This is a genomic window from Qipengyuania algicida (assembly GCF_009828025.1).
GTDB classification, from domain to species: Bacteria; Pseudomonadota; Alphaproteobacteria; order Sphingomonadales; family Sphingomonadaceae; genus Qipengyuania; species Qipengyuania algicida.
The window spans coordinates 149413-157774 of record NZ_WTYA01000010.1; the positions used below are offsets into that span (position 1 = coordinate 149413).

7 protein-coding genes are annotated in these 8362 nt (G+C 60.7%); all 7 read left to right on the forward strand.

Annotated features, from left to right (window positions below; translation table 11 throughout):
* Window positions 1-343 precede the first annotated feature (343 nt).
* On the forward strand, window positions 344-2539 hold the full coding sequence (locus tag GRI58_RS12990; protein ID WP_237452298.1) for a TonB-dependent receptor: 2196 nt from the start codon (window positions 344-346) through the stop codon (window positions 2537-2539).
* A 2-nt stretch (window positions 2540-2541) separates the two neighbouring features.
* Window positions 2542-3948: an FAD-binding oxidoreductase gene (locus GRI58_RS12995; protein WP_160754021.1), complete on the forward strand. Its 1407-nt coding sequence runs from the start codon at window positions 2542-2544 to the stop codon at window positions 3946-3948.
* 25 nt (window positions 3949-3973) lie between these two features.
* Window positions 3974-4912 carry an alpha/beta hydrolase gene (locus GRI58_RS13000; RefSeq protein ID WP_160754022.1) on the forward strand — a complete coding sequence of 313 codons (939 nt, stop codon included), beginning with the start codon at window positions 3974-3976 and terminating at the stop codon, window positions 4910-4912.
* Complete coding sequence (locus tag GRI58_RS13005; RefSeq protein ID WP_237452299.1) at window positions 4830-6209, forward strand: MFS transporter; 1380 nt, start codon at window positions 4830-4832, stop codon at window positions 6207-6209. Before GRI58_RS13000 ends, GRI58_RS13005 begins: the two co-directional genes overlap by 83 nt.
* A gap of 112 nt (window positions 6210-6321) precedes the next feature.
* Window positions 6322-7068, forward strand: a complete 747-nt coding sequence (locus GRI58_RS13010) for a helix-turn-helix transcriptional regulator (protein ID WP_160754023.1) — start codon at window positions 6322-6324, stop codon at window positions 7066-7068.
* Window positions 7069-7079: 11 nt separating this feature from the next.
* Window positions 7080-7796, forward strand: a complete 717-nt coding sequence (locus tag GRI58_RS13015; protein WP_160754024.1) for a FadR/GntR family transcriptional regulator — start codon at window positions 7080-7082, stop codon at window positions 7794-7796.
* Window positions 7797-7898: 102 nt separating this feature from the next.
* Window positions 7899-8362: hypothetical protein (locus GRI58_RS13020; protein WP_160754025.1), on the forward strand; the 464-nt coding region annotated here is incomplete at its 3' end.

Below are 8362 nucleotides of genomic sequence, written 5' to 3' on the forward strand. Positions count from 1 at the left end.
GCCCTTGTCTAAGCGCATGACTGTCGACCAGGATCGCACCGCTCTCGATTGCTGCCGCGCGCGTGACGGCCTCCAGCCGTGAAAGCGACGGCTAGAACCACAAACAGTGCAATAAGCGCCAAGCAACCCCGGACAACAATTCGATGCTTTTGAGCCATGCGCAAGTCTTTCCGGCTCTCCGGCAAGGTTCAATGGACCCGTGGGGCAGGCAGCCAATCGGCTAAGCTAGCGTGCCGATCGGCAAAGCGCCAAACCTTTCAGATAGGTCTGTCCTATCATATAGGTTGAGCTGACAAGGGCTGTCGGCATGGATCGGTCGGCCCAAATGGAGAGGACAAAACGGATGACCTTCAAGTCCAAGCTAGTAGCGGGTTGCGCAATCGCCGTGATGTGGTCGACAGCTGCGCTCGCAGAAGATGTCACCACCGCAAGCGCCACGGGATCCGGCGGTCAAACCGCGCAGGGCTCGCAGGGTTCAGCGCAGGCATCATCTCAGGATGCTGCCCCTGTCGAAATCGTGGTCACCGCCCGCAAGCGCAAGGAGACGCTGCTTGACGTTCCGATCGCAGTCACAGCGATTTCGGGCGACACGATCGAGCGACGCGGGCTTACCTCGGTTAAGGACGTCGCCCAGCTCACCCCAGGCCTCAGCATCAACAGCGATGCTGCTGGACGGGCCTTTATCTCGATCCGCGGCGTGGGCGTCACGCTCGTCGATACAGTGCAGCCCGGGGTCGGGATTTTCCTCGACGGAATCTACGAGCCCAACACCTCTTACATCAACAATCCGCTGACCGACGTCGAACGCATCGAGGTACTGCGCGGCCCGCAAGGAACCTTATACGGCAAGAACACATTGGGCGGCGCGATCAACGTCATTACCCGCCAGCCGGGCAACGACTTCGAGGGCAAGGTGCTGGCGAGCTACGCTGGACCGGACAACGCCTGGTATGCCGGCGGATCACTGAGCGGTCCGATCGTCACCGACGTGCTGCAGGCGCGCATTGCCTACATGCACCGCCAGCAGGACGGGTTCATTCCGAATACCAACCTGGGCATCGACGCCAATCCGCTGAACACCGATTCAGTCAATGGCACGATCCGTTTCGAACCGGTCGATCGCGTGGTCCTTACCGTGAATGGCTACTACGATCACGTTGTCGGCGGCACCACGCCCTATTCTTTCGTGACCGGCCCGACCGATTACGAGCGTAACGTCACGCTAAACACCACCAACTACCAGTATTACAAGTACAAGCGCGCCAACGCGAAGCTCGAGATGCCGATCGACTCGATGGCGACCAATATCACCCTGATTGCGGCTTACGACGAGCGCGACACCGACACGCCGCAGGGCGATCTGGACTTTTCGTCGATAGACATCGCCCGCAACTCGGGAACCGATTTGCTGAAGACCAAGAGCGTGGAGTTTCGTGCCGACACGACGCTCACGCAGACATTGAGTACGATCCTAGGCGCGTTCTACAGCAACGAGACGCGCCACAATGATACGACAACGGTCCTGTTTCCGGGCGTGCTCGACATCACCAACCGCCAGATTTCCGATACCACCAACGACACCTGGGCTGTGTTCGGCAACGTCTTCTGGCGACCTGACGATGCCTGGGAGCTGTCGGCTGGACTGCGCTACGACCGTCAAGCGCGCGAAGCTCTGGGGTCGATTGTGCTGAGCGGCACAACCGTCCCGGTTTCAAACCAATCGCTGAAGGAAGACCATGTTTCGCCGCGCCTCGCGCTCACTCGCCATTGGTCGAACGACTTCATGAGTTACGCTTCGATCGCTCGCGGTTTTCGCGGCGGCGGGTTTAACCCGCCGACCGCCCCTGCGGCGGTCCGGACTTATAAGGGTGACAACGTCTGGACCTATGAGATCGGCAGCAAATATGCCTCTCCAGACCGCCGCATATCGCTGACTGCCGATATCTTTTACAACGATTACAAGGATTATATTGGGCTGAATTCTATTGCCCCGGCTTCGACCGGCGGCTTCACTACGGTGGATCTTAATACTGGCGACGTGACCAGCTACGGAGCCGAAGTCGAGGCGTCGTTCCAACTGACAAACGACTGGTCGATTAGTGGCGGGGCTTCATACCAGCACGCAAGGCTGACCAACTCGGACATCTATACGCAAGTCACCGGGCGCACACTTTCCTCCGACCGGCTGACCTTCGTCCCGGACTGGAACTTCGACGTGAATACGGACTACGTCGTGCATCTGGGGGACGGCAGTGTCACCTTTGCCGCCGGCGTCACCGGTAAGGGCAGCCGATTGGCGGCAACGCTTAATGAAACGACACCAACCATCCTCGATCCCTATTATCTGGTGAATGCCTCAGTCACTTACCGCCATGGAGGCATCGAGGTCTCGGCGTTCGTGGACAACGCTTTCCAGGAAAAATACTTTGAATCCTACATCGAAAAGACGACACTGATTCTCGCCGGGCTCACCCCCAGCGACATCGGCATAGTCGGTGACCGTCGACGGATCGGCGTTCGCACTCGAATCACGTTCTGACCATGGGTACATCGCCCCCAACCGCTGTGCGGGTCGCACTCGATCCCGCATTTTTGGAGCGCCTGACCGCTCGCTTCGGCGATCGGTGCCACCACAGTGAGTCAATGCTGCGGCAGCACGGCGCGAGCGAGGCGCATTTTCCGGTATATCTGCCCGATGCCGTCGTATTCGCCCATTCGACGCAAGAGGTTGTCGAACTCGTCAATCTGTGCCGCGAGGCGGGCGTGCCGATCATTCCATTCGGAGCGGGAACGTCGATCGAGGGCAATGCCGCGCCGATCGTTGGGGGAGTGTCAGTCGACCTCAGCGAGATGAGCGAAATTCTCGCCGTCAATGGCGAGGATTTCGATTGCACCGTCCAGGCGGGGGTTCGCCGCGAACAGCTCAACGAGCATTTGCGGGACAAGGGCCTGTTCTTTCCGATAGACCCGGGTGCCAACGCGACCATCGGCGGGATGGCCTCGACCCGTGCGAGCGGCACAAACGCCGTGCGGTACGGCACGATGCGCGAGGCGGTCCTCAACCTACGTGTCGTGACGGCCGACGGACGCCAGCTTCGGACGGCGACGCGAGCGCGCAAGTCGGCCGCGGGTTATGATCTAACCCGCTTGTTCGTGGGATCCGAGGGCACTTTGGGCATCATCACCGAAGTGACCTTGCGGCTCCATCCCATTCCCGAAGCGATCTCGTCTGCCGTCTGTGCATTCGATACCCTCGGCGGAGCGGTCGATACGGTCGTGCAAGCGATCCAGTACGGCGTGCCGCTGGCGCGCGTTGAAATACTCGACGATGTGCAGATGAAGGCCGTCAATGCCTGGTCGAAGCTGGATTATCCCGAGCTGACCACCTTGTTTTTCGAATTCCACGGTTCGCCCGCAAACGTTGCAGAACAGGTCGAAACGGTTCGCGCGATTGCTTCGGACAATGGCGGTGGCGAGTTCGCTTGGTCAAACTTGCCCGAGGAACGCAATCGGCTCTGGAAAGCGCGCCACGAAGCCTATTATGCTGCAGTCAATCTGCGGCCGGGGGCGGTAGGGTGGGCGACGGACGTCTGCGTTCCGATCAGTCGGCTCGCGGATTGCATCGGCGAGACCAAGCGCGATCTGGAGGCCTCAGCAATCCCGGCGACTATTCTAGGTCATGTGGGCGATGGGAATTTCCATGTCGTATTCTCGATCGACCCGGATGCACCGGAAGAAATGCAGGAAGTCGAGCGTATCAACGCCCGGCTGGTCGAGCGCGCGCTGGCGATGGACGGCACCTGCACCGGCGAGCATGGGATCGGCATCGGAAAGCAGGACTGGCTGGTGAAGGAACTCGGCGAGGAGGCGGTCGACCTGATGCGCGCTCTCAAGCTTGCGCTCGATCCGAGTAATCTGCTCAACCCCGGAAAGATTTTCCAGCTTTGAGCCTTTGCTCGAAAGGACCATCACAATGACCAGCCGCCATCTCGTTGATCCTGAGCTGCTGCCGCTGCTCGACATGTGGCCCACGGTGACGCTGACCCATGAAAACCTGGCGGCCATGCGGGCGAGGGAACTGCCGCTGCCTCCGGCCGACACGCAAGGAACAGAGCTCGACAGCCGCCGTGTTCCGGGCCCTGCTGGCGCGCCGGACATCGGGCTGCACATATATCGGCCCGTCGACTGTTCGAGCCCGCTCCCTTGCATCTATCACATACATGGCGGTGGCTTCGTGGGCGGCGCAGCCAAGGATCTGGAGCACATTCATCGACCGCTGGTCCGCGAACTGGGATGCGTCATAGTGTCCGTCGATTACCGGCTCGCCCCCGAGACACGCTTCCCCGGCGCGATCGAGGATTGCTACGCCGGTCTCGCCTGGACATTCGCGCGTACTCACGAGCTAGCGATCGATCCACGGCGCATCGGGGTCATGGGAGAGAGCGCGGGTGGTGGGCTTGCCGCCGCGCTAGCTCTGCTCGCGCGCGACCGCGGCGAGCATGTGCTTGCCTTTCAGCACCTGATCTACCCGATGATCGACGACCGCACCTGTGTCGCACAGCCGAGTGAATTTGCCGGAGAGTTCGTTTGGACCGCGGACAGCAACGCGTTCGGCTGGGCTTCGCTGCTTGGGGTTGATCCTGGCAGCGAGGGCATTTCGCCCTACGCCGCGGCGGCACGAGCCGATGACCTGGCTAAGTTGCCGCCGACCTTTATCTCAACCGGCTCGCTCGACCTGTTTGCCGACGAGGACATTGCCTACGCGCGCCGCCTGATCCAGGCGGGCGTCCCGACCGAATTGCACGTCTTCCCCGGCGGCTTTCACGGCTATGACATTGCTCCCGGGGCGAGGATCGCCGACGCCGCGCGCGACGCCAGCCGTGCCGCACTGCGGCGGGCAATGTTCGGCTGACATGGCGCGCGGTGATCTCAGCACGCAATCGGCTGGGCAAGAGGCAGGTTTTGCCGCTTCGCTGGGGCCACTGCTGATCCTCGCTTTACTGATCGCGGTCGGATTTACCGCGATGGGCTCGTTCGGCATGGTCCAAGAAAGCGCCAAGGTCGAGCTGCATTTGAGCGATACCGCGCTGGGGTTGCTTCAAGGCCTTGGCGCGGCTGTGCCACTGGTCGTCTTCTCGGTGCCGATCGGCATATTGGTCGATCGCTACAACCGTGTGCGTTTGCTTGTCGGCCTGATGCTTCTGTGGACTCTCGGCACAGCGCTCACAGCGGCCGCGCCCGATGTTTCGACCCTGTTTGCTGCCCGGATGTTGACTGGTATCGGCGTCACCGGAGCGCTGACGGCGGCCTTGTCTTTGAGCGCCGATTTTTGCCGTCCGGCACAACGCGGTCGGGCTCTGCTGATTGTCAACCTCGGCAAGAGCCTGGGAACCGCTGCCGCATTCGCGCTGACCGGCTGGATCTTCGGACTGTTAGCCCATGGAGCCGTGCCCGCCGGGCTGGCGATGGCGCCGTGGCGCGGTGCACACGCGATTCTGGCCGGCATCGGGCTCCTACTCAGCCTACCACTTCTCGCATTGCGCGAACCGCCGCGCCACGAGGTCGAGGCTGCTCCCAATTCGCCGTTTCGGGTGGTGGCTGCTGAACTGTGGGCGAGGCGGGAATTTCTGGCACCGCTGTTCGCTGGACAGGTTGCGGTGGTCATGGCCGATGCGGCGGCGGGCATCTGGGTGTCGCCCGTGCTGCAACGCTCATACGGGCTCAGCCCGGAAGATTTTGGAGGGTGGGTCGGCGCTATTGTCTTCATCTCCGGGGTCTTGGGCTCGATGCTCGGAGGAGCTTCAGCCGATCTCGGCCAGAAAAGCAGCGTGCGCGGAGGTTTGCTCGTGGGAGCCGTCATCGCCGCTGGGGTTGGCGTCCCATCTGCTCTGTTTCCCGTCATGCCGAATGTTCTCGCTTTTGGCGCTGCCCTCTTCGTCCTGGTCCTGTGTGGCGCAATCACGGGGCTAGTGGTGTCTGTGGCCCTGACGGTCTGGCTCCCGAACGAATTGCGTGGCCTCAGCATCGGTGCGTTCATTGCCGTCGCCGGCCTCATCGGCTTCGGTCTGGCTCCGTCACTTGTCACTGTGGTGAGTGGAGTGTTGGGCGGCGAAACGCACCTCGGGCAAGGCTTGGCAGTTGTAGGCGTCGTGACGAGCGCCCTATCCTTCCTTGCGTTCATTCAGGCCATGCGGCGAGCACCTATCTGATAGCCCTTGCCTTACCTATCTGATAGCTCTACGACGAGCGACAAGGGAGGCCGGAATGTCAGCAGGCGATCAAGATCCAGTACCTCAAGGTTGGGTATCCGTATCAGCGGAAATGACGACAGTCTTCGAGGGGGAGGTCCCGGGCACCGCCCCGATCCCGGCGCACTCCGCCCTGCTGGTCTATCGGCTCGGTGGCGGTGAAACTCCGGCGACATTTGAAATCATGACCGGTCACGCAAGGAACGAATGCTCCGGACCATCGCACGAGAAGCGGGCATTGGCCTGTTTCGTTGCCCATGATGCTCTTGCCCGGCTTTTTGAATGGACTCCTGACAAGGCGGACCAATCGCCATTTCATCTGACGAGCGAGCTCCGGGCGATTGCCCTGGCTATCCTGGAAGCGCCAATGGATGGACCGCCGCGGGAAACATACCGCGTCGGCAAGAGCATAGAATTGCTTTGTGAAACAATGCGTGCCTTGCGCGAAGGATGGCTCGTGCCGGTTGTTCCTGGGAATGCCCTCAGCCCTGCGGACAGCCGTCGGCTGGTAGCAGTCCGCAGGATCATCGACGAGCGATGGGCTGATCGTTTGACCTTGGAGTCGCTCGCACGCGCGAGCGGTATGAACCGGGCAAAATTGACCAGAGGGTTTCGTGCGCTTTACCATTGCACGGTGACCGAGGCGATTTCCGAACGTCGCCTCATGGAAGCACGGCGCGCACTGCGCACGACAGATCTTCCGGTGTCGTCAATCGGTTACGCTAGTGGCTATCTCAACAACGCCAGCTTCACCCGTGCTTTTGGACGTCGCTTTGGCGTCAGCCCGAGCGAGTATCGCGGCTACGCCTCGGCTGCTTAAGGAATCCCGAAATGGCCCTTGTTCTAAATGGCGCGCATTCGGACGGTGCGTCCTCGCTTGTGCAGCGCGCGGTCGATGCGGTGAATGCGCATATGCTCAAGCATGAGCTCAAAGTCGGCGACACCTTGCCGGGTGAAGGTCATTTTGCAGAGCAGCTCGGCGTGAGTCGTGCAGTTATGCGAGAGGCCTTTGGCGCCTTGGCCGCGCTTCGACTGATCGATGTCGGCAATGGTCGGAGGCCGCGAGTAGGAGCGATCGATGGGTCAGTCATGGGCGCATCGATGAGCCACGCGGTGACGACGAAACAGGTCACGGTGGCCGAGGTATGGGACGTGCGCCGCACACTCGAATTGCGGACTGCCGAACTTGCGGCACGCAACAGGACGGATGAGCAGGTCCGCACCATCATCGCAGAAGCGGACGCGATGATGGCAGCTGGCGAGGATCTCGAGAAGGTAACATTTCACGACATTCGCCTGCACCAGGCTATTTCTCAGGCCAGCGGTAACATGCTCTTGATACAGATCATTCGTTCGTTCGAGCCGCTGATGCATGTAGCGGTCCCCGCCGCATGGCATACACGGGAAACGAAGGCGCAGCGGCAGACGGTGCTTGAACAACATCGCCACCTCGCCGAGATGATCGCTATTGGCGACGCGAATGCAGCGAGCGCCGCAATGCATGCTCACTTCGAGCGCTCGATCGGCTCAATTTTGGAATCCTTGTAACCAGAGCATCGTCGGCCGCATTTGCATAATCGCCGTTATCATTCGCGCTGGCATTGCGAACTACGCCCGGTTGCGTAGTCTGGTGTGGTGAAAAGAGCAACAATGCCCGAGTTTGTGCGGCTGGTCGCCTCCGATGAGGAATGGGCAGATTTTCTCGTTTGGAAGGCGCAACCTAAGCCGATGATGCTAGACCGTCACGGCAGAAACCCGGATGTCCCACATGATCTGGCAGACGATCTGTTCGCGCGCATTATCGAGCGGCTGAAAGAAGGCGAGCTTGTCGCTTTCGGTCGTTGGGGAGAACAGCCATCGTTCCAAGAAATTGAGCCCATGCATTGGTCGACGATGCGCTACAACATCTGGTTTAACGAACTTGGATATGCAGAAGGTGGTCGGATCGGCTTCAGCTCGGTCTTCATCGAACAACGCTCTCACCAGAGCATTCCTCCCGCAAAGCCTGAGGTGCGCTCGGCGGTCAAGAGGGTCGTTTTGAATAGCCCCGAGTTTTCTAGACGCCCTCGGTGCTCATCATCTGCTGCCGTTCGAACTCTACGGGTGACAGCATC

Coding starts and splice junctions, on each gene's coding strand:
- GRI58_RS12990 (WP_237452298.1), top strand. CDS start 344: ATGACCTTCAAGTCCAAGCTAGTAGCGGGTTGCGCAATCGCCGTGATG.
- GRI58_RS12995 (WP_160754021.1), top strand. CDS start 2,542: ATGGGTACATCGCCCCCAACCGCTGTGCGGGTCGCACTCGATCCCGCA.
- GRI58_RS13000 (WP_160754022.1), top strand. CDS start 3,974: ATGACCAGCCGCCATCTCGTTGATCCTGAGCTGCTGCCGCTGCTCGAC.
- GRI58_RS13005 (WP_237452299.1), top strand. CDS start 4,830: ATGACATTGCTCCCGGGGCGAGGATCGCCGACGCCGCGCGCGACGCCA.
- GRI58_RS13010 (WP_160754023.1), top strand. CDS start 6,322: ATGACGACAGTCTTCGAGGGGGAGGTCCCGGGCACCGCCCCGATCCCG.
- GRI58_RS13015 (WP_160754024.1), top strand. CDS start 7,080: ATGGCCCTTGTTCTAAATGGCGCGCATTCGGACGGTGCGTCCTCGCTT.